General features: G+C 45.7%; 17 protein-coding genes. 16 read left to right on the top strand and 1 reads right to left on the bottom strand.

Features of this window, described 5'->3' with window-relative positions; all coding sequences use genetic code 11:
- Positions 1-14: 14 nt before the first annotated feature.
- The 15 genes from rsmH to lpxC all read left to right on the top strand — a co-directional run bounded on the left by rsmH (position 15) and on the right by lpxC (position 17,206).
- Complete coding sequence (rsmH, locus tag L1D50_RS00465; protein ID WP_128728786.1) at positions 15-947, top strand: 16S rRNA (cytosine(1402)-N(4))-methyltransferase RsmH; 933 nt, start codon at positions 15-17, stop codon at positions 945-947.
- Entirely contained in the window at positions 947-1,270 is a 324-nt protein-coding gene (gene ftsL / locus L1D50_RS00460; RefSeq protein ID WP_128728785.1) for a cell division protein FtsL, read from the top strand. Before rsmH ends, ftsL begins: the two co-directional genes overlap by 1 nt.
- A complete protein-coding gene (locus tag L1D50_RS00455) occupies positions 1,267-3,081 on the top strand; it encodes a penicillin-binding transpeptidase domain-containing protein (RefSeq protein WP_128728784.1) in 1,815 nt (604 codons plus the stop codon). Before ftsL ends, L1D50_RS00455 begins: the two co-directional genes overlap by 4 nt.
- Positions 3,074-4,537 (top strand): UDP-N-acetylmuramoyl-L-alanyl-D-glutamate--2,6-diaminopimelate ligase, encoded by a 1,464-nt coding sequence (locus L1D50_RS00450; protein WP_128728783.1) that lies wholly within the window; start codon positions 3,074-3,076, stop codon positions 4,535-4,537. The genes L1D50_RS00455 and L1D50_RS00450 overlap by 8 nt, the downstream gene beginning before the upstream one ends.
- Positions 4,534-5,928 carry a UDP-N-acetylmuramoyl-tripeptide--D-alanyl-D-alanine ligase gene (murF, locus tag L1D50_RS00445; protein WP_239965289.1) on the top strand — a complete coding sequence of 465 codons (1,395 nt, stop codon included), beginning with the start codon at positions 4,534-4,536 and terminating at the stop codon, positions 5,926-5,928. The genes L1D50_RS00450 and murF overlap by 4 nt, the downstream gene beginning before the upstream one ends.
- Positions 5,922-7,004, top strand: a complete 1,083-nt coding sequence (gene mraY, locus L1D50_RS00440; protein WP_010368649.1) for a phospho-N-acetylmuramoyl-pentapeptide-transferase — start codon at positions 5,922-5,924, stop codon at positions 7,002-7,004. The genes murF and mraY overlap by 7 nt, the downstream gene beginning before the upstream one ends.
- The gene (gene murD / locus L1D50_RS00435) at positions 7,004-8,326 is read left to right on the top strand and encodes a UDP-N-acetylmuramoyl-L-alanine--D-glutamate ligase (protein WP_128728781.1); all 1,323 of its coding nucleotides are present in this window, start codon (positions 7,004-7,006) and stop codon (positions 8,324-8,326) included. Before mraY ends, murD begins: the two co-directional genes overlap by 1 nt.
- Positions 8,323-9,498, top strand: a complete 1,176-nt coding sequence (gene ftsW, locus L1D50_RS00430) for a cell division protein FtsW (protein ID WP_239965288.1) — start codon at positions 8,323-8,325, stop codon at positions 9,496-9,498. The genes murD and ftsW overlap by 4 nt, the downstream gene beginning before the upstream one ends.
- Positions 9,495-10,562, top strand: a complete 1,068-nt coding sequence (gene murG, locus L1D50_RS00425; RefSeq protein WP_128728779.1) for an undecaprenyldiphospho-muramoylpentapeptide beta-N-acetylglucosaminyltransferase — start codon at positions 9,495-9,497, stop codon at positions 10,560-10,562. The genes ftsW and murG overlap by 4 nt, the downstream gene beginning before the upstream one ends.
- 8 nt (positions 10,563-10,570) lie before the next feature.
- Positions 10,571-12,004: a UDP-N-acetylmuramate--L-alanine ligase gene (gene murC, locus L1D50_RS00420; protein ID WP_239965287.1), complete on the top strand. Its 1,434-nt coding sequence runs from the start codon at positions 10,571-10,573 to the stop codon at positions 12,002-12,004.
- Positions 12,001-12,912 (top strand): D-alanine--D-alanine ligase, encoded by a 912-nt coding sequence (locus L1D50_RS00415; RefSeq protein ID WP_128728777.1) that lies wholly within the window; start codon positions 12,001-12,003, stop codon positions 12,910-12,912. Before murC ends, L1D50_RS00415 begins: the two co-directional genes overlap by 4 nt.
- Before the next feature lies 1 nt (position 12,913).
- A complete protein-coding gene (locus tag L1D50_RS00410) occupies positions 12,914-13,699 on the top strand; it encodes a cell division protein FtsQ/DivIB (protein ID WP_069020760.1) in 786 nt (261 codons plus the stop codon).
- Positions 13,696-14,928: a cell division protein FtsA gene (ftsA, locus tag L1D50_RS00405; protein ID WP_128728776.1), complete on the top strand. Its 1,233-nt coding sequence runs from the start codon at positions 13,696-13,698 to the stop codon at positions 14,926-14,928. The genes L1D50_RS00410 and ftsA overlap by 4 nt, the downstream gene beginning before the upstream one ends.
- Positions 14,929-14,949: 21 nt before the next feature.
- Complete coding sequence (gene ftsZ, locus L1D50_RS00400) at positions 14,950-16,194, top strand: cell division protein FtsZ (RefSeq protein WP_045987929.1); 1,245 nt, start codon at positions 14,950-14,952, stop codon at positions 16,192-16,194.
- Positions 16,195-16,282: 88 nt separating this feature from the next.
- Positions 16,283-17,206, top strand: a complete 924-nt coding sequence (gene lpxC / locus L1D50_RS00395) for a UDP-3-O-acyl-N-acetylglucosamine deacetylase (RefSeq protein WP_010368639.1) — start codon at positions 16,283-16,285, stop codon at positions 17,204-17,206.
- A gap of 44 nt (positions 17,207-17,250) precedes the next feature.
- On the opposite strand, the gene L1D50_RS00390 is transcribed toward lpxC, so the two are convergent.
- Complete coding sequence (locus L1D50_RS00390) at positions 17,251-17,736, bottom strand: DciA family protein (RefSeq protein WP_239965286.1); 486 nt, start codon at positions 17,734-17,736, stop codon at positions 17,251-17,253.
- 483 nt (positions 17,737-18,219) lie between these two features.
- On the opposite strand from L1D50_RS00390, the gene secA reads away from it, so the two are divergent.
- Positions 18,220-20,928, top strand: coding sequence for a preprotein translocase subunit SecA (gene secA, locus L1D50_RS00385; protein WP_128728774.1), 2,709 nt, complete (start codon positions 18,220-18,222; stop codon positions 20,926-20,928).
- The last annotated feature ends 56 nt before the right edge of the window (positions 20,929-20,984 follow it).

Here is a 20,984-nt window from a genome sequence, read left to right as displayed (position 1 = left end):
GGGTAAACAAATTAATGAGCGAAGAGTTTAAGCATATTTCGGTATTAATGACCGAAACCCTAGATGCCCTAGCAATTAACCCTGAAGGTATATATATCGACGGGACGTTTGGTCGCGGTGGGCACTCAGGTGAAATCCTCAAAAGGTTGTCTACTGGGCGTTTACAAGCCATAGATCAAGACCCTCAAGCAATTAAGGCGGCTGAAAAATTTGCCGACGATACACGTTTCTCTATAGCGCGAAGTCGTTTTTCGCAAATTAAATCCGTAGCGGAACAAGCCGGTATTTTAGGTCAAGTTGACGGTATTTTGTTAGACATCGGTGTGTCTTCACCTCAGCTTGATGATGCAGATCGTGGCTTTAGTTTTATGAAAGACGGTCCACTGGATATGCGAATGGATCCAGATTCAGGTCGAAGCGCCGCACAGTGGCTAGCTGAGGCTGAACTTGAAGAAATGGTGTTTGTGATCAAAAAATACGGCGAAGAGAAGTTTGCTACTCGCATTGCTCGTAAAGTTATTGAAGTGCGTGAGCACACCGCGATTACAACCACCGCGCAATTAGCGCAATTAATTGATGAAGCCGTGCCTGTCAAAGACAAACACAAGCACCCAGCAACTCGTACTTTCCAAGCTATTCGTATTTACATCAACAGCGAGTTAGAAGAAATTCAGACTGCATTGCAATCATCACTTGAGGTGTTAAAGCCGGGCGGTCGGTTAGTGGTGATCTCTTTTCATTCTCTAGAGGATCGCATTGTAAAGCAGTTTATCAAGAAGCAGAGTAAGGGAGAGGCGATACCCAGAGGTCTGCCTTTAACGGATGAACAACTTAAACAAAACCTCACCTTAAAGGCAGTGGGTAAAGCCATTAAGCCTAGCGATGCGGAGATTGCACAAAATCCGCGCTCGCGAAGCTCTGTATTGCGAGTGGCGGAGAAGCTCTAATGAATGCAAGTAAGCAACGTCAACCGAATCTGTTTGTAGAAATTGGCCATTACATTATTGCCAATAAGTTGACTGCATTCTTGCTATTTACGATTTTGATTTCTGCACTCGCTGTAGTGCAAATTACTCACTTAACTCGCCAGCAATTGATACAGCAAGATGAACTATTACAACAGCGCGATGAGCTAGACCTGCAGTGGCGCTACCTCGTTGTAGAAGAAGAGTTTTACTCGCAGCATGCAAGGATAGAAGAGATAGCGAAGATGCAGTTAGAGATGAAACGCCCGACCAGTAAAGATGAACAGGTGATCGTGCTGCCATGAATAAACAAAAGCAAAAAACTCAATCTATTATTACTTGGCGCTTCGCGCTAGTTTGCGGCGTGATGCTCACCGTTTTTATGACACTTGTCGCACGCGCTGCATTTTTGCAAGTAATTGAGCCCGATAAGGCAATTGCAGAAAACGAAAAGCGTACAGTTCGGGTTGAAAAACTCAATGTACAACGAGGCATGATCTTCGACCGCAATGGCAAAGAGCTGGCAGTGAGTGTGCCGGTTGTGAGCGTTTATGCTGATCCCCTTGCCATTGATAAGGCACTTGCCAAAAAAGTGTTACGTAAAGCCCGTAAAGAAGGTGAAGATTATAAGGCGTTGGAACAAAATGACGCGGAGCTGAAAATACGGAAACAAGCTTGGTACGATGATGAGCTCAGGTGGAAAGAGCTTGCAGATGTGCTCAGACTTAAACCAGAAAATGTCGATGAACGGCTTCGGGGAGACCCAAGCCGTCGTTTTGTCTATTTGAAGCGCCAAGTGACGGCGGTTGTTGCCAACTATATTCGTCAAATGCGCCTGCCGGGCGTGCACTTGCTGGACGAGTCCAAACGTTTTTACCCAAGTGGCGAAGTAACGGCGCACATGATTGGTGTAACGGATATCGATGGTAAGGGTATCGAAGGCGTTGAGCGTATGTTCGACTCTGCATTAACCGGTACAGCAGGTAAACGCACCATTCGTAAAGATGCGCAAGGCCGTGAAGTGCAAGTGCTATCAGAAGAGCAGCGTGTTGAGCCAGAAGATGTTTACTTGAGTATTGATTTACGGATCCAAGCTATTGCCTATCGCGCGTTAAAGTCAGCTGTACTGAGCTATAAAGCTACCTCTGGTTCGGCGATTGTTGTTGATGTACACACTGGCGAAATTTTGGCATTGGTGAATAGTCCAAGTTTTAATCCTAATGACCTAAGTACCGCAGCACCATACAAACGACGTAATCGTGCTATGACCGATTTATTTGAGCCCGGTTCAACCTTAAAGCCTTTAGCGGTACTGGCAGGTTTAAATTATGGTGCAGTCAAGGCAACAGACACGATAGATACTTATCCGGGCTGGATGAACTTAAGCGGTGGGTTAGTGAAAGACACTCGCAACAATGGTGAGCTGAGCTTAAGAGAAATCCTTAAAATTTCCAGTAACATGGGGGTTGCGAAGATCTCGCAAATGCTGCCAAAAGAATATTTTATCAATTTATACCAAGAAGTGGGTTTTGGTGAGCCAACGGGCTCAAACATGATTGGTGAAAGCGCAGGTTTATTTTATCCAAACCGCCGTTGGTCTAACTTTGAAATCGCAACATTATCCTATGGTTACGCAGTATCAGTAAGCACTGCTCAAATGGCGAGACTTTACGCTATGTTTGGAGCCGGTGGTATCTTGCGACCACTTACAATAGTGAAGCAGGATGAAATTCCTGAAGGTAAGCGTATTTTTAGCGAGCAAGATACACACGCAGTGGTAGAGATGATGGAGTCAGTATTTGAACGTGGTGGTACAGCCCACAACGTAAAAGTTGATGGGTATCGTGCCGCTGGTAAAACAGGCACTTCAGAAAAAGCCGTGGCGGGTGGCTACGGTGATGAGTACGTTGGTTACTTTGCGGGCGTTGCACCAGTAAGCGACCCAAGGCTTGCAGTTGTAGTGATGGTCAATGAGCCGGCGGGAGATGTTTACTATGGTGGCCAAACAGCAGGGCCCGCGTTTGCTGAAATTATGTCTAATGCACTGAGAATTTTAAACGTAGCGCCTGATAAAGAGCGCGTTGCTTATATTTCGGGAGCAGATAACGATGCGTGATCTGGCTCAGGTACTCAGTGATTATGGTGTCAATATTGCCCCTGTTGAGGTTGAGCATCTGCGTATAGACAGTCGAGCGGTTGGGCCGGGTGATTGCTTTATTGCACTGCAAGGCCATGCCCAAGACGGTGCGAAATATGCCGCCAGTGCCGTTGCGCAAGGCGCTAAATGTGTGCTTGCAGAAACGGGAAGCGAGCTTAATGTTGCACCAGAGCAAGCCATTTTTATCGATAATCTTGCCGATAAGTTGGCGGCAATTGCAGCGCAGTTTTATGCATATCCGAGTAAAAAACTCAAACTCATAGGCGTTACTGGCACTAATGGTAAATCTACCACGACAGCGATGATTGCCAATTTAGCTAGTCTAACCGGTAGTGCAGGGGCTGTGATAGGTACGCTTGGTTATGGCCAACCAGACAGTCTTATTCCGCTGGCAAACACCACGCCGTCAAACGTAGATTTACAACGTATTTTGGCGCTTTTACAGCAACAATATGATCAAGTCGCGATGGAGGTCTCTTCCCATGGCTTGGTGCAAGGTCGGGTTGACGAATGTGACTTTGATGTGGCTGTTTTCACCAATTTAACGCGCGATCACTTAGATTATCATGGTGATATGCAAAGCTATGCAAAAGCCAAGAAACTGTTATTCACTCGCTGTGCGCCAAACTATAAAGTCATCAATATTGACGATGAAGTGGGTGCAAACTGGGCAGCTGAATTTAATGACGGCACTTTGGTTGCCTACGGTCGCTGGGATGAAACGCATAGCTACCAACAATATGTATTCTTTGATGCCGTATTGGCACACCCAAATGGCTTAACGGCAACGTTAAAAACCAGCTGGGGTGAATGTGAAGTCAGCGTGCCACTGTATGGTGAGTTTAATCTTTATAATTTGGCTGCCGCGGTAGCGACCTTACTATTGCAAGGCGCAAGTCTTGAAGCGTTAAGCGAAGCATGCAGCCAACTCGCGCCTGTGGCAGGACGCATGCAGCCATTTAGTGCCCCTGAAAAGCCTACGTGTATTGTTGATTATGCCCATACCCCAGACGCTTTGGCACTTGCACTACAAGCCTTGCGAGCACATGTACCGGGCAATCTTATTTGTGTGTTTGGTTGTGGTGGTGACAGAGATAAAGGTAAGCGTCCTGAAATGGCACGAGCTGCAGAGAAATATGCAGATAAACTGGTGATCACCAGCGATAATCCACGAAGTGAAGATCCCAATTTAATCATTGACGACGTTAAGGCTGGACTCATCCACCCTGAGTATGCTGTCTGCCAGCCTGATAGAGGGCTAGCCATTCAACACGCGATAGACCTAGCTGATGAAAACAGCGTAGTGCTAATCGCGGGGAAAGGGCATGAGGATTATCAAATTATAGGTACTGAGCGCATTGATTTTTGTGATAGGCAATGCGTTGCAGCGATTTTACGAGGGGAAAAGGCATGATCAAGATGGATTTTTCTTGGCTTGCAGCAGTCTTAAAAACCCCTTACGACGGGGAGAATTTGGCAGTCGCCAATATTAATACTGATACCAGAACAATACAGTCTGGAGAGGTATTTTTAGCACTGAAAGGACCTAACTTTGACGGCCACCGCTTTTTGGATGTGGCCAAAGCGCAAGGTGCCATTGCAGCTATTGTTTCTGAGCTTGATGAAGATATTGATTTGCCGCAGTTTGTGGTTGCAGACACGCGTATCGCTTTAGGCCAAATTGGCCGAGCAGTGATTGAGACTGTTGCCCCTAAAACCATTGCAATTACTGGCAGTGTTGGTAAAACCACAGTGAAAGAAATGTGTGCGGCGATTTTGGCGCAAAAAGGCAAAGTCCTTGCGACAAAAGGTAATTTTAATAACGACATCGGAGTACCGTTGACGCTATTGCGCTTAAGTGAAGATGATGAATACGCGGTGATAGAACTCGGCGCTAACCACTTGGGTGAAATAGCTTATACCACTGCATTAGTGAGCCCAGACGTGGCGACAGTGTGTAATGTCGCGCCAGCCCATATCGAAGGGTTTGGTTCAATTGATGGCGTAGGAAAAGCAAAGGGCGAGATTTTCTCAGGGCTAAAAGCTGACGGTGTCGCAGTCATCAATGCAGATAGTGACTATGCCCAGATGTGGCAGGAAAACTTAGCTGTTTCCAAAGTAAAACGTTATAGCTTAAATGATCAGCTTGATATTTGGGTAGAAGCGATTGAGCTGGATGAGTTAGCTCGCCCGACCTTTACGCTATGTCAAGGTGAGGAGCGCGCGATCATTAGTTTACCGCTTTCTGGATTGCATAATGTTGGCAATGCGCTGATTGCGGCCGCATTGACAACTGAGCTGGGCGCAAGCTTGAGTGAGGTGGCTACGGGTCTTGGACAAATGGCTGAAGTAAAAGGCCGCGTCAACATGATCCAGGTGTCGGACACGCTGCGTGTTGTCGATGACACCTACAATGCAAATGTAAAATCTGTTAACGCGGCGATTGATTTACTGGCGTCTATGTCTGGCTATAAAGTATTGGCGTTGGGTGATATGGCAGAACTGGGTGAAGATGCCCGTGAATATCACCGTGAAGTCGGCGAATATGCTAAGCAGCAAGGCATTGATGAATTGTTTTCATTGGGGGTGCTGAGTAGCAGCGCAAGCAATGTATTTGAAAAGCCAAATCGTCATTTCTCGACTCGCGAGAATTTAATGAAGGCGTTACGGGTTGTATTGGCCGAGCAATCAGGGCAATGCACCGTTATCGTTAAAGGATCACGTAGTGCGCGGATGGAACTGCTCGTTGAAGAATTAGTAAACGCTGGCCAGTCGGATAGCGAGACAGGAGAAGTATCATGTTAGTTTGGCTAGCCGAGTATCTTACTCAGTATTATTCTGGGTTTAACGTCTTTTCTTACCTTACGCTAAGGGCGATTTTAGGCATTTTAACAGCCTTGATGATTTCGTTGTATTTTGGCCCTAAACTTATCGCTGCATTACAGCGCATGCAAATCGGTCAGACTGTACGTGATGATGGTCCGGAATCGCACTTATCCAAGTCGGGTACCCCAACTATGGGTGGACTGTTAATTCTGGCTGCAATCTTTACCAGTACGCTACTGTGGGGCGACCTTAGCAACAAATATGTTTGGGTGACGTTATTTGTCATTGGCAGCTTAGGTATTGTTGGGTTCGTGGACGATTACCGCAAGGTGATCAGAAAAGACAGTAAAGGCCTAATTGCGCGTTGGAAATACTTTTGGCAGTCGGTTATTGCGATCTCTACGGCGGCATTTTTGTACTTTACGTCTACCAGCGCTGCGGAAACCACGTTAGTTGTGCCATTTTTGAAAGATGTATTACCACAACTTGGTTTGTTCTATTTGGTTATGAGCTATTTCGTGATTGTGGGTACGTCAAACGCCGTTAATCTCACTGATGGTTTGGATGGTCTTGCCATTGTTCCGACTATTTTGGTTGCCTCCGCACTTGCTATTATTGCTTACGTTACCGGTAACGCGAATTTCTCAAGCTACCTTCATATTCCACATTTACCACTCACGAGTGAGTTGGTTGTGGTGTGCACGGCGATTGTCGGCGCAGGTCTTGGTTTCTTGTGGTTTAACACCTATCCGGCACAAGTTTTTATGGGCGATGTTGGTTCATTAGCGTTGGGTGGCGCACTCGGGATCATCGCTATTTTAGTACGCCAAGAGTTGGTGCTGATTATTATGGGTGGTGTATTTGTAATGGAGGCATTATCCGTCATTTTACAGGTGGGGTCTTACAAACTCAGAGGTCAGCGGATCTTTAGAATGGCCCCTATTCACCATCATTACGAATTAAAAGGATGGCCTGAACCTCGCGTGATAGTCCGTTTTTGGATTATCTCGATTATCTTGGTTTTGGCCGGTCTTGCGACGTTGAAGATTAGATAATGACGTATATTGAGCAATTACAGAAAAAGCATGTCACGGTACTGGGACTTGGAGTCACAGGACAGGGGATCGTGCGTTTTCTGCTGTCGCACGGTATTAATCCAAAAGTGGTTGATAGTCGTCCAGTGCCTCCAGGCTCGGATTGGCTAAGTCACAACGCACCTGAATGTGAAGCGGTATTTGGCAATCTTGCTGATGCCGCTTTGGCGCAAACGGATCTAATTATCATCAGCCCGGGGATCCCATTATTTGAACAAAGCGTTGCCGCAGCCATTGCCGAAGGCGTTGAAGTCATCGGCGATATTGAGCTATTTGCACGCCTCAATACCCGTCCAGTGATTGCCGTTACGGGCTCTAACGGTAAGTCCACCGTTGTTACGCTCGCGACAGAAGTATTGAAAGCCGCAGGCTTAAAAGTTGGGCTTGGCGGCAATATTGGCACGTCCGTGTTGTCGTTGTTAGAGCAGCCGTATGATGTTTATGTGCTCGAGCTGTCTAGTTTTCAGCTTGAAACCACGCATAGCTTGGCTTGTTTGTCGGCAATGATCCTCAATATTACTGAAGATCACATGGATCGCTATCCTGATTTTCAAGCTTATATTGAAGCGAAGCAACGTATTTACCAACATGTTGAGCATATTGTTTATAATGCTGAAGATCATTATACCTTTGCGCAGCATGGGCAAGGCAGCAGTGTGTCCCTTACTGAGGGAGATTATCACTTAATGACCTGTGACGGTGAGCCGCATTTTGCACACAAACAAACACCACTGTTACCGGTAAAAACACTGGCGATGGTAGGGCGACATAACCAATTTAACGCCTTGGCAGTGTTGGCGTTATTAGCGCCGATGCAACTGCCTATGCAGGTCTTTGCCAGCGCCTTTGCGAGTTTCACGGGGTTACCTCATCGTTGTCAGTTGGTTGCCGATGTTGCAGGGGTTCGTTACTTCAATGATTCAAAGGCGACGAATGTTGGATCGACGGTCGCCGCTATTGATTCTTTGGCTTCAGGCCGAAAAAATATTATTTTGATCGTAGGTGGGGATGCGAAAGGCGCAGACCTTTCACCACTCAAGGCGCCACTCAATGCACATTGCAAAGCGCTATTTTGTTTTGGGCAAGACGGCGCACAGTTTATGCCACTGCTGCGCAATAGCCATCAGGTCAACAATTTGGAAGAAGCAGTGTTGGCGGCAAAAACGATAGCGACCAAGGGTGATGTTGTGCTACTAGCACCAGCCTGTGCCAGCATAGACATGTATCCAAACTATATGGCGCGTGGGGATGAGTTCGTCCGTTTAGTGGGGGAGCACACTTGATTAACGTCGCTGATATCAGAGAGGCTTTAACGCCTCGCCAGTCTGAGAGCTTATTTGACGTGCCTTTGATGTACTGCATGCTCATGCTTATTGGAGTGGGATTTGTGATGGTGACGAGTGCTTCTATGCCTGTTGCAGAGCGGCTATTTGATAATCCTTTTCATTTTACTATTCGCCACGTAATTTTTTTAGTGGGCTCCTTTATTCTCTTTTGGTTTGCGACTAGCGTGCCAATGACTTGGTGGAAGCGCAGTAATCCATATTTGCTGCTTTTTGGTTTGGTACTGTTAGTCGCGGTACTTATTATTGGCCGGGAGGTAAATGGTGCTAGGCGCTGGATCCCGCTTGGACCTTTTGGTCTTCAGGTTGCAGAAGCATCTAAACTGTTTTTCTTTAGTTACATAGCTGGCTATCTAGTACGAAAACGCGAAGAAGTACAAGAAAATATCAAAGGGTTTGCAAAACCTATGGTGGTGTTTGCGGCCTATGCATTTTTAATTTTGATGCAGCCTGACCTAGGAACCGTTGTCGTGATGTTTGTGACAACTGTGGGATTATTGTTTTTAGCTGGCGCAAAGCTTTGGCAGTTTTTTACCTTAATGCTAACTGGGGTTTCCTTAGTTGTGTTGTTGATAATTATTGAGCCGTACCGAATGAAGCGCGTTGTTGGCTTTTTGAATCCTTGGGAAGATCCGTTTGGTGCTGGTTATCAATTGGTACAATCGCTGATGGCATACGGTCAAGGGGGCTGGTTTGGTCAGGGCCTGGGTAATAGCATACAAAAACTGCAGTATTTACCGGAAGCACATAATGACTTTATTTTTGCTGTAATCGCTGAAGAGCTGGGTTTTATTGGTGTATTTAGCATAATTATTGTACTCGGCGTATTGGTTACTCGAGCGCTTTTTATCGGGCAAAAGGCCCTTAAAGCAGGCAAAGAATACGAAGGATATTTTGCCTTGGGCATTGGTATTTGGTTTGCCTTTCAGGCAGTCGTTAATATTGGTGCGAGCGCCGGCATTTTACCCACTAAGGGCTTAACGTTGCCGTTTGTTTCTTACGGTGGGTCGAGTCTTTGGGTGATGACAATTGCGACAGGCATCTTACAGCGCATAGACTTTGAGACAAAAATGTCGACAAGGCAAGCAACATCCCGTGGAGGTAGGCGATGACAAAGCGTCTTCTAGTGGTCGCGGGCGGTACAGGTGGACATATTTTTCCGGGTATTGCAGTGGCACAATTTTTACAAGCGCAGGCTTGGCAAGTGAGCTGGGTTGGCACTGCAGACAGAATGGAAGCCGATGTTGTGCCACGTTACGGCTTTGAAATTGACTTTATTGCCATGAAAGGCGTACGTGGTAACGGGGTCAAACGATTACTAACCGCACCATTTATGGTTTTAAAAGCGGTACTTGCAGCAAAGCGTATTTTACAACGGCGTAAACCTGATGTGGTATTAGCTATGGGCGGTTATGTAACTGGTCCTGTAGGCGTTGCTGCGAAACTGCTTGGGATCCCTTTGGTGATCCATGAGCAAAATGCAGTTGCGGGTATGAGCAATAAGTTGCTGGCGAAAATTGCAAGTCGCGTATTGGCGGGTTTTCCCGGCGCATTCAGTGAAAAGCTCGCTCAGGTTGTGGGGAATCCGGTACGTGCAAGTGTTGCTGAGATTAGCGATAAACCCGTTTCAGAGCCGTTAAATCTATTAATTGTCGGTGGTTCATTGGGAGCAAAAGCACTGAATGAAACCGTGCCAGAAGGGCTCAAGTTACTAAAGCAACAGGTGGCCAGTATCGGATTAAATATTCGTCATCAAAGCGGTAAACATAACCAAGACGATACACAACAACGATATGAAAGTGCAGGCATTAATGCTGAGGTCAGCGAGTTCATTCATGATATGGATGCCGCATACGCTTGGGCTGACTTGGTTATTTGCCGTGCCGGTGCGCTTACTGTGAGTGAGATAGCCGCAGCTGGGAAAACGGCGATTTTTGTGCCTTTCCCACATGCCGTTGACGATCACCAGACGGCTAACGCGCAATTTTTAGTGTCGGCTGGGGCAGCTTTTATACTGCAGCAAACGGCACTGACGCCAGAAGTACTAGCAACTACACTGCAGCCACTTGTTATTGAGCCGCAAAAAATTGCGACCATGGCAGCAAAAGCGAGACAATGCGGTAAGTCGGAGGCAACAGCGAAAGTTGCCCAAATTTGTACAGAATTATCGAACTAGGATATTAAATGGAAGCTTCAAGCAGAAGAGCAATGCGACGTATCAACACCATCCACTTTATCGGGATTGGTGGTGCTGGTATGGGTGGGATTGCAGAAGTGCTGGCCTTTGAAGGTTACCGAATTACAGGCTCAGATATCGCCAAAAGTACGATGACAGAGCGATTAACAAATATGGGCGCCGAGATCTTTATCGGCCACCAAGCTGAAAATGTAAAAATGGCTGATGTGGTTGTGGTATCGAGTGCAATCAACGACCAAAACCCAGAGATCCAAGCGGCGAAGGCAAACCGTACGCCAATCGTTCGCCGCGCCGAAATGCTCGCTGAGTTGATGCGCTTTCGTCACGGGATTGCGGTAGCAGGAACACATGGTAAGACCACAACGACGAGCCTGATTGCGAGTATTTTTGCGCGGGCTGAGCTGGATCCAACCTTTATTATCGGTGGCTTGCTTAATAGTGCTGGCAGTAATGCCAAAGTGGGCAGCAGTGAATACCTTATTGCAGAAGCGGACGAGAGTGATGCATCGTTTTTGCATTTGCAGCCGATGGTGTCGGTGGTCACGAATATCGAAGAAGACCACATGGATACTTACGAGGGTGACTTCGAAAAAATGAAAGACACCTACATCGAGTTTATCCATAACTTACCATTTTATGGTCTGGCAGTGGTGTGTATCGATTCGCCAGTCGTAAGAGAATTATTGCCACGCTTTGCAAGGCCGACCATCACGTATGGTGAGGCTAACGATGCGGATTATCAGTTACTGGACTTCAAGCAAACACAAAGTGAATCACACTTTAAAGTCAGAACCAAAGACGGTGAGTTACTTGAAGTGAAGCTAAATATGCCAGGTAAGCACAACGCATTGAATGCGCTGGCATCTATTGCGGTTGCAAAAGATCACAATATTGAAAACGAAGCGATTTATCAGGCATTAGCCAATTTTGAAGGCGTAGGACGTCGATTCCAGCATTACGGCTCATTCAATAATGAAGTGGGTGAGGTGATGCTGGTTGATGATTATGGTCACCACCCGTCTGAGGTTGCGATGACGATAAAAGCCGCTAAGTCTGGTTGGCCTGATAAGCGTTTGGTTATGATTTATCAGCCACATCGCTATAGCCGAACACGCGATTTATATGAAGATTTCGTAAAAGTGCTTTGCGATGTTGATAAACTACTGCTGTTAGATGTATATAGTGCCGGCGAAGCGCCCATCGTTGGTGCGGATAGTAAAAGTTTGTGTCGTAGTCTCCGTCAACGTGGCGTTGAGCCGATCCATATCAGTGACCATGGTGAATTGGCTAAAGTGTTGGCAAGCACTATGGCTGATGGTGACTTAGTGTTGACGCAAGGGGCTGGCAATATAGGTCAAATCGTTAAGCAGTTAGCCGCAACCGGGCTATCGATAGCGCAGTTAAAACAGAGTGAATTATGAGTAGTCAGTTTGGAAAAGTAGCCGTATTACTTGGCGGTAGTTCAGCAGAGCGAGAGGTGTCGCTAAAGTCTGGTAATGCAGTGTTAAATGCTTTCGTTAACCAAGGTGTTGACGCGATTGCTTTTGATCCAGCAGAACGTAATTTATGGCAACTTAAAGACCTAGGTGTGGATCGTGTATTCATCGCACTGCATGGCCGTGGCGGTGAAGATGGCACTATTCAAGGTGCGCTTGAGTTTATGGGGATACCATACACAGGAAGCGGTGTACTTGGTAGTGCGCTTGCAATGGATAAAGTCCGCTGTAAGCATCTTTTTCAGTCTGCTAAGTTAAGTACGGCACCTTATGCTGTGGTAAGCAAAGAGACGGGTTTTGACGCTAAGGCGCTAATCGCTGAGTTTGGTAAAGTCATGGTAAAACCAAGCCACGAAGGCTCAAGTATAGGTATGGCTCAGGCAGACAGCGAAGAGACCCTGACTGCGGCATTAAATAATGCCTTTAAATTTGACGATCAAGTTCTCGTTGAACAATGGATCACTGGACGTGAATTTACCGTGTCTATGCTTGGTAAAGAGGCATTGCCTGTTATTGAAATGCGTACGCCTCGTGGTTTTTATGACTATGAAGCGAAATACCAAGTTAATAGTACAGAGTATTATTGTCCGGCAGATATTAGCGCTGCACATACTGAGCAATTACAAGTGATGGCAAAGCACGCTTTTGAATTGGTTGGTGCCACTGGTTGGGGACGCGTAGACGCCATGCAAGATGAACAGGGCCATTTCTATCTACTCGAGGTAAATACCGTACCTGGTATGACCGAAAAGTCATTGGTGCCGATGGCAGCAAAAGCGGTGGGTGTAAGTTTTGAGCAATTAGTTGTTCGCATTTTGGAGCAAACGCTTTAATATGCGAGCATTTTTGGCAGGGTTGAAGCTGATCGGTTCAAGAGTGAACTGGCCCCTTTTCTGGGGACTTAGCTTCTTCTTTGTGGTGATTTTTACATTGGTGAGAGGAACATACTGGGTAAGTGATTGGTTAGTTGCACATCATGATGCGCAAATAAAAACACTCAAAGTACTCGGTAAACCACATTACACCAATGAAGATGACATTGTGGCGGCAATTAAAACCGCAGATTTAAATAGTTTTTTTGAACTTGATGTAAAAGCAGTCCACAAGGCGGTAAAGTCTTTGCCTTGGATTGCGACAGTGTCAGTCAGAAAACAATGGCCGGATACGCTGCAAGTCTATGTGGTGGAACATAAGCCGGTTGCGCATTGGAACAGCGATTCATTACTCAATGATGATGGTGAAGTATTCCAAGCAAGCAGTAACAAGTTGCCGCAGGGGCTGCCTGAATTATATGGCCCTGAAGGGAGTGCTGAAGAAGCATGGCAAACATTTAAGCAGTTTAAAGCCTTGTTGGCGGTAAATCAGTTTACGTTGGAAAGTTTAGCGCTTTCAGAACGATTTGCTTGGCAGCTATGGCTGGACAATGGGATCCGATTAAATTTAGGGCGTGAAGACAAAGCCAAACGAGTACAACGTTTTATTGACGTGTATCCACGTATGGAACGGCCTGAAGGTAAAGTAATCGATGTCATTGATTTACGCTACGACACGGGACTGGCAGTGAGTTGGAAAGAACCTACTGAGCAGCAAGAACAACAAAATAACAAGAGTGAAGCATGACAAAGTCGGCAGAAAGAAACTTAGTGATTGGATTAGATGTTGGCACATCAAAGGTCGTCGCCACAGTTGGGGAGATCACTGTGGACAATCAACTTAGTATTGTCGGTGTCGGACGCCAAGAGTCTCACGGCATGGATAAGGGCGGGGTAAACGATTTAGACCTCGTTTCTGAGTCTATTAAACGCGCTGTAGATGAAGCCGAGCTAATGGCTGATTGCAGAATAAGCTCGGTTTATTTGGGGATTTCAGGCAAACATATTCAGTGTCAAAACGAAAGTGGCGTGGTGGCAATAAACAATGCTGAAGTCACTGACGATGATATTGCCAATGTTATTCATATCGCGCGCTCTGTGCCTATGTCTGCCGAACGCAAAATGCTGCACTCATTGCCGCAAGAATATAGCATCGACATGCAAGAGGGGATCAAAAACCCTCTGGGTATGAGTGGCGTAAGGATGGAAGCGAAAGCACATATCATTACGTGTTCAAATGACATGGCAAAGAATATTGAAAAGTGTGTTGAACGCTGTGGTTTACAGGTAGATCAATTAACATTTAATGCCTTGGCATCATGTTACTCAGTGTTGACTGATGATGAAAAAGAGCTTGGTGTTGCGGTATTAGATATCGGTGGTGGCACCATGGATATTGCGATTTATGTAAATGGTGCGCTGCGCCATACTGCTGTGATCCCGGTCGCGGGTAATCAGGTCACTGGCGATATAGCAAAAATATTTAGAACACCTATTTCGCATGCCGAGTCTCTGAAAGTACAATATGCCTTCGCGTCGAGCCAAATGGCATCAAGCGAAGAAACCATCGAAGTACCAAGTGTTGGTGGACGCCCTGCTCGGGTAATGTCTCGCCATACTTTATCTGAGGTGGTAGAGCCAAGATTTAGAGAACTGTTTGAGCTTGCACAAGAAGAATTACGTCGCTCAGGTTTTGAAGATCAAATTGCGGCGGGTCTTGTTATCACTGGCGGTAGTGCCAAGATGCAAGGTGCACAAGAAGTCGCAGAAGATATATTCCAAATGCCAGTAAGAATAGGTAAACCAATTGGCATTAAAGGATTAACAGATTATGTTGATGACCCTGCATATGCAACGGCGGTAGGTTTGTTACAATACGGCCGTTCACTACAATCGATGAATGCACAGAAATCGAAAGTAGATGCAGAGGGGAGTTGGTGGAACCGTGTTACAAAATGGTTCCAAGGCGAGTTTTAATACTCAAGTCGGAGAGTGAAGATGTTTGATATTATGGAACAGCACAGCGAAGAAGCTGTCATTAAAGTCATCGGTGTCGGTGGCGGCGGCGGTAACGCCGTAGAACACATGGTAAACCAAGAAATTGAAGGTGTACGTTTTATCGTAGCGAATACTGACGCACAAGCGTTACGCCGTTCGTCTGCGGATATTACCGTACAGCTAGGTACTCAGATTACCTCAGGCCTTGGAGCTGGCGCAAACCCAGAAGTGGGTCGCAGCGCAGCAGAAGAAGATCTAGAAACCATCAAGAGCAGCCTTGAAGGCGCAGACATGGTATTTATCGCAGCCGGTATGGGCGGTGGTACAGGTACCGGTGCCGCACCTGTTGTTGCTCGTGCAGCAAAAGAACTAGGTATTTTGACTGTGGCTGTAGTAACGCGTCCTTTCGATCTCGAGGGTAAAAAGCGCATGGCTGCGGCTGAGCAAGGTATTGCTGAGTTGTCAGAAATTGTAGATTCACTTATTACAATTCCAAACAACAAATTGCTTAAAGTTCTTGGTAAAGGGACTACACTGCTAGATGCCTTCGCTAAAGCAAATGACGTGCTTTATGGCGCGGTACAAGGTATTGCAGAGTTGATCACACGTTCAGGTCTAATCAACGTTGACTTTGCGGATGTGAGAACCGTGATGTCAGCAATGGGTACTGCAATGATGGGGACTGCTTCGGCAACAGGTCCTGATCGTGCACAAGAAGCTGCGGAAGCCGCGATTTCTAGCCCGCTTTTAGAAGATGTTGACCTAACTGGCGCGAAAGGTATTTTGGTGAATATCACCGCTGGCATGGACATTACTATCGAAGAGTTTGAGGTCGTTGGTAACCATGTTAAAGCATTAGCGTCAGAAAACGCGACTGTGGTAGTAGGTGCTGTTATTGACCCTGAAATGAGCGAAGAGCTAAGAGTGACCGTAGTTGCTACAGGCTTAGGTGGTGACCGTCGTCCGCAATTTGGTATTGTAGACAATGGCTTTAGACAAGCCTCAGGCTCAGATGCAGTAGGTGGCACACAAACTAGCTCACAAACGAGCATGTATGTGCCAAGCTTTACGCAACCACAAACGTCAGCGGCAGAACCTGAGCAACCAGCTGAAGCGCCTGCACCACAAGTACAAGAGCAGAAGCCACAACAAGCTTCTAGTTCAGCAAGTGCAAAAGGCAGCGACAGTAAAGAAAAAGGTGACTACTTCGATATTCCGGCTTTTTTACGTAAGCAGTCAGACTAAGGTTGGTATAAAAAATAAACAAAGATTGGCAGTTTGGTGGAACTATGTTATACTCCGCCGCCTATCTAGAATTTAAGTGGGCGAATATATGATTAAACAACGTACGATTGCACAAGTCGTTAAAGCCACAGGTGTAGGTTTACACAAAGGTGAAAAGGTCACGATCACTCTCCGACCAGCTGGTGTGAATACAGGTGTTGTATTTCGCCGCGTTGATCTAGACCCTGTTGTTGATTTTGAAACAACACCGGAAGCTGTGGGCGACACGCAACTGTGTACGTGTTTAACAAATAAAGACGGCGTTCGCTTGTCTACTACCGAGCATTTGATTGCTGCGGTCGCTGCGCTTGGGATTGATAATCTCATCGTAGAGCTAGACAGCGCCGAAGTGCCTATTATGGATGGCAGTGCATTGCCATTCATCTACTTAATTCAAAAAGGCGGGATTGAAGAGCAAAACGCTGCCAAGCGCTTTATTCGCATCAAAGAAAAAGTGCGTGTTGAAGATGGCGACAAGTGGGCTGAAATTGAACCTTACGATGGCTTCCACATCGACTTTGAAATCGACTTCAATCACCCTGCGATCAATGCTAGCCGCCAACGTATTGGATTGGACATTACCGCGCAAAGCTTTACTGAAGAGATCAGTCGTGCTCGTACTTTCGGTTTTATGCGTGACATCGAATACATGCATGCAAACAACCTAGCCTTAGGTGGTAGCATGGACAATGCGGTTGTTTTAGATCAGTTTAAAGTATTAAATCCAGATGGCCTGCGCTATGCGGATGAGTTTGTTAAACACAAGATCTTAGACTGTGTGGGTGATATGTTTATGGCAGGTCACAACATTTTAGGTAAGATCTCATGCTATAAATCAGGCCACGGCCTAAACAATATGTTGCTTCGTGAAATCATGGCAACTGAGTCAGCATGGGAGTGGGCAACATTCGAAGAGCCAGTCAGTATGCCAGCGCCAGGAATGGAAGCGGGTATCAATACCGCAACGGCATAAGCTTCTTAGGCTAATATAGTTTGATAAAAAGTGACGCTAAGGCGTCATTTTTTTTGCGTTGTGTTTGCGTGTTTAGCGAGTCTTTCTAGTTTTGCTTTAAGCGATGGTGGCGCGGATTGCGCTAGCGCTAGCAAATGCTCGCCAGTGGCTTGGCTCATACTTCGATTGGCTTGATAGGTCGAAGATTGGGATTCCACCTTATTTGAGAGACGCTGTTGAGCTTCTGGATTGGTGGTAATTTTCACTAACGCACAGTCATGTAATCCCACTTTTCTAAATGCACTGAGAATATCCATTTTTAAAAAGTTTAACCGAGTAGCAAGCGTTGCTGAAGCCGCTTCTATTGTTAGTGTCCCTTCTTTGTAGTAAGCAACACGGCACTTCTTACTCAAAATAGGGCCTAGAGTGTCTTCCAAACAGCTCTGTAACTGTTCCGCTTGGGCGCTTTTTTGACCATATTGATTGAGTTTATCTGACCACCCCCCCATCACTTCATCAAGCGGTTTTGGATTGTAGCGATTTTTAGCCAATGACTTACTTCCCATAGGTTGAAAAATAAAAAATAACCGCCATATCGGGATAATACGGAGTTAAATTACTCCGCACTGGTGGTTTCTCAGTCTACTAAGTATATCAGAGAGAAATTTTTGAGAAATCCAAAAGTACCAACATTTGTTGTCGAAAGCGCTTAGTTTTGTACTCGAATAAATGAGTCGAGTTAGGTGCCAACTAAACTTTATCACTTGCAACGCTACACTTACGCTCAACAGTAAAGATTTCTTGCAATTGAACTTGGTATTATTTACCCAATAAGGTTTGCAGAAACAAAGAGTCTGGTATGATAGGGCATAATTTTAACTCGGCAAGATACAAAATGCTCACTCCTAAATTGGCATAATGAAAACCGTAGTTTAGGAACGCTTTTGTCGCCAACAGGACAAGCGCGCCCCAGTCTTAATAACATAGGTTTAGAGACATGGGTCAGCCAATACACAGAGTGAAACGGTTTAAACATGTTAGCAAATATTTTTACCAAAATTTTTGGTAGTCGTAATGATCGCACCATCAAAAACCTAAGAAAAACAGTCGCTTTAATCAATGCGTTAGAAGAACAATACGACAAATTAAGCGATGAAGAACTAAAGGCAAAAACCGCTGAATTCAAACAGCGTATTGAACAAGGTTCGAGTCTAGATGATTTATTACCAGAGGCGTTCGCTACGGTGCGTGAAGCATCTAAGCGCGTATTTGGAATGCGTCATTTCGATGTGCAAATGATTGGTGGTATGGTACTACACCAAGGCCGCATTTCAGAAATGAGAACGGGTGAAGGTAAAACACTAACAGCAACATTGCCTGCGTATTTAAATGCAGTTTCAGGTAAGGGTGTTCACGTTATTACCGTCAACGACTACCTAGCTAAGCGTGATGCTGAGACAAACCGTCCACTATTCGAATTCCTAGGCCTTACTGTTGGATGTAACGTACCAGGCATGATGCCACAGCAAAAAAAGCAAGCCTATGCTGCGGATATCACTTATGGTACTAACAACGAGTTCGGCTTTGACTACCTACGCGATAACATGGCGTTTAGTGTTGAAGAGCGTGTACAGCGTCCACTTAACTATGCGGTGGTGGATGAGGTGGATTCAATCCTAATTGATGAAGCACGTACACCACTTATCATTTCTGGTCCTGCCGAAGATAGTTCTGAGCTTTATGCTGAAATCAATAAAATTGTTCCTGATCTTGTGCAACAAGAAAAAGAGGACGAGGAAGGCATTGAAGGTGACGGCGATTTCACCATCGATGAAAAAGGTAAACAAGTTCACCTTACTGAGCGTGGCCAAGTTAAAGTTGAAGAATTACTGACGGAACGTGGGTTGATTGAAGAGGGTGACTCTCTTTATTCAGCTGGTAATATTTCACTGCTTAGCCATGTTTACGCAGCACTGCGCGCTCACAAACTATATCAAAAAGACGTTGATTACGTTGTAAAAGATAACGAAGTTATTATTGTTGATGAGCACACGGGCCGTACGATGGAAGGGCGTCGTTGGTCTGAAGGCCTTCACCAAGCCGTTGAAGCTAAAGAAGGGGTTCGTATTCAAAACGAAAACCAAACCTTGGCTTCCATCACCTTCCAGAATTACTTCCGTCTATACAACAAACTTGCTGGTATGACAGGTACGGCGGATACTGAAGCATTCGAGTTCCAATCAATTTATGGTCTAGATACGGTAGTTATCCCAACCAATAAACCTATGGTTCGTGATGACCGAGCAGATCTTGTATATTTGACGCAAGAAGAGAAATTTGAAGCCATTCTTGAAGACATTCGTTCTTGCCAAGAACGTGGTCAGCCTGTGTTGGTGGGTACAGTATCTATCGAAAGTTCTGAGTATCTTTCTCACTTCCTTCGCAAAGAAAAAATTGAGCATAACGTACTGAATGCTAAATTCCACGCACAAGAAGCGGATATTATCGCGGACGCGGGTCTACCGGGCAAAGTAACGATTGCCACGAATATGGCTGGTCGTGGTACGGATATCGTACTGGGTGGCAGCTGGCAGTCGGATGTTGAAAAGTTAGAAAATCCATCAGAAGAGCAAGTAGCAGAAATCAAAGAAGCTTGGAAAGCGCGTCACGATGCAGTACTGGCTTCTGGTGGTTTACACATTATTGGTACTGAACGTCACGAATCTCGTCGTATTGATAACCAGTTGCGTGGTCGTGCTGGTCGTCAAGGTGATGCAGGTTCAAGCCGCTTCTACCTATCGATGGATGATGCATTGATGCGTATCTTTGCTGGTGAGCGTATGACTAACATGATGCGCAAACTCGGTATGCAACGTGGTGAAGCTATTGAGCACCCATGGGTTAACCGTGCCATTGAAAACGCCCAGCGCAAAGTAGAAGCGCGTAACTTTGATATTCGTAAACAATTACTTGAATACGATGATGTTGCGAACGATCAACGTAAAGTGGTTTACGAGCAACGTAACGAACTACTTGAAGAAGGCGATATTTCAGAGACTATTACGGCTATTCGTGAAGATGTGTTGAATGCGACTGTTGATCAGTATATTCCACCGCAAAGTCTTGCTGAAATGTGGGACATTCCAGCACTTGAAGAACGCTTGAAAAATGACTTCCATGTTGAGCTTCCGATTGCAAAATGGCTTGAAGAAGACAGCAAACTATATGAAGAAGTGCTACGCGATCGTATCGTAGAAGAGGTTGATAAGGCGTACAAGCAAAAAGAAGAGATGGTAGGCTCAGATGTACTACGTCATTTCGAAAAAGCGGTTATGCTACAAAGCCTAGATCAGCATTGGAAAGATCACTTAGCGGCAATGGACCATCTTCGTCAAGGTATTCATTTACGTGGTTATGCGCAGAAGAATCCGAAGCAAGAGTATAAGCGTGAGTCATTTGAGTTATTCTCACAAATGCTTGAGAACTTGAAGATCGACGTGGTTGGTGTACTTAGTAAGGTTCAGGTTCGTGCTGAAGAAGATGTTGAAAAAGTTGAAGAGCAGCACCGCAAGAGTGAGCAAGCACCGCGTGAATATCAACATGAAGAGGTTGAGCGCGTAGGTGGTGATGCACCAGAAGGTGTGTCTGTTGCTCATCGAAATGAGCCTAAAGTAGGCCGTAACGATCCTTGTCCTTGTCAATCTGGCAAGAAGTATAAGCAGTGTTGCGGAAAACTAAAATAACAGGCCCTAAATCTAAATTGGTATAAAAAGCGACGCTAAGTCGCTTTTTTTATGGA

This window comes from Pseudoalteromonas sp. Isolate6 (assembly GCF_022398435.1).
GTDB classification, from domain to species: Bacteria; Pseudomonadota; Gammaproteobacteria; order Enterobacterales; family Alteromonadaceae; genus Pseudoalteromonas; species Pseudoalteromonas galatheae.
This window is presented reverse-complemented; position numbering and strand designations above follow the sequence as displayed.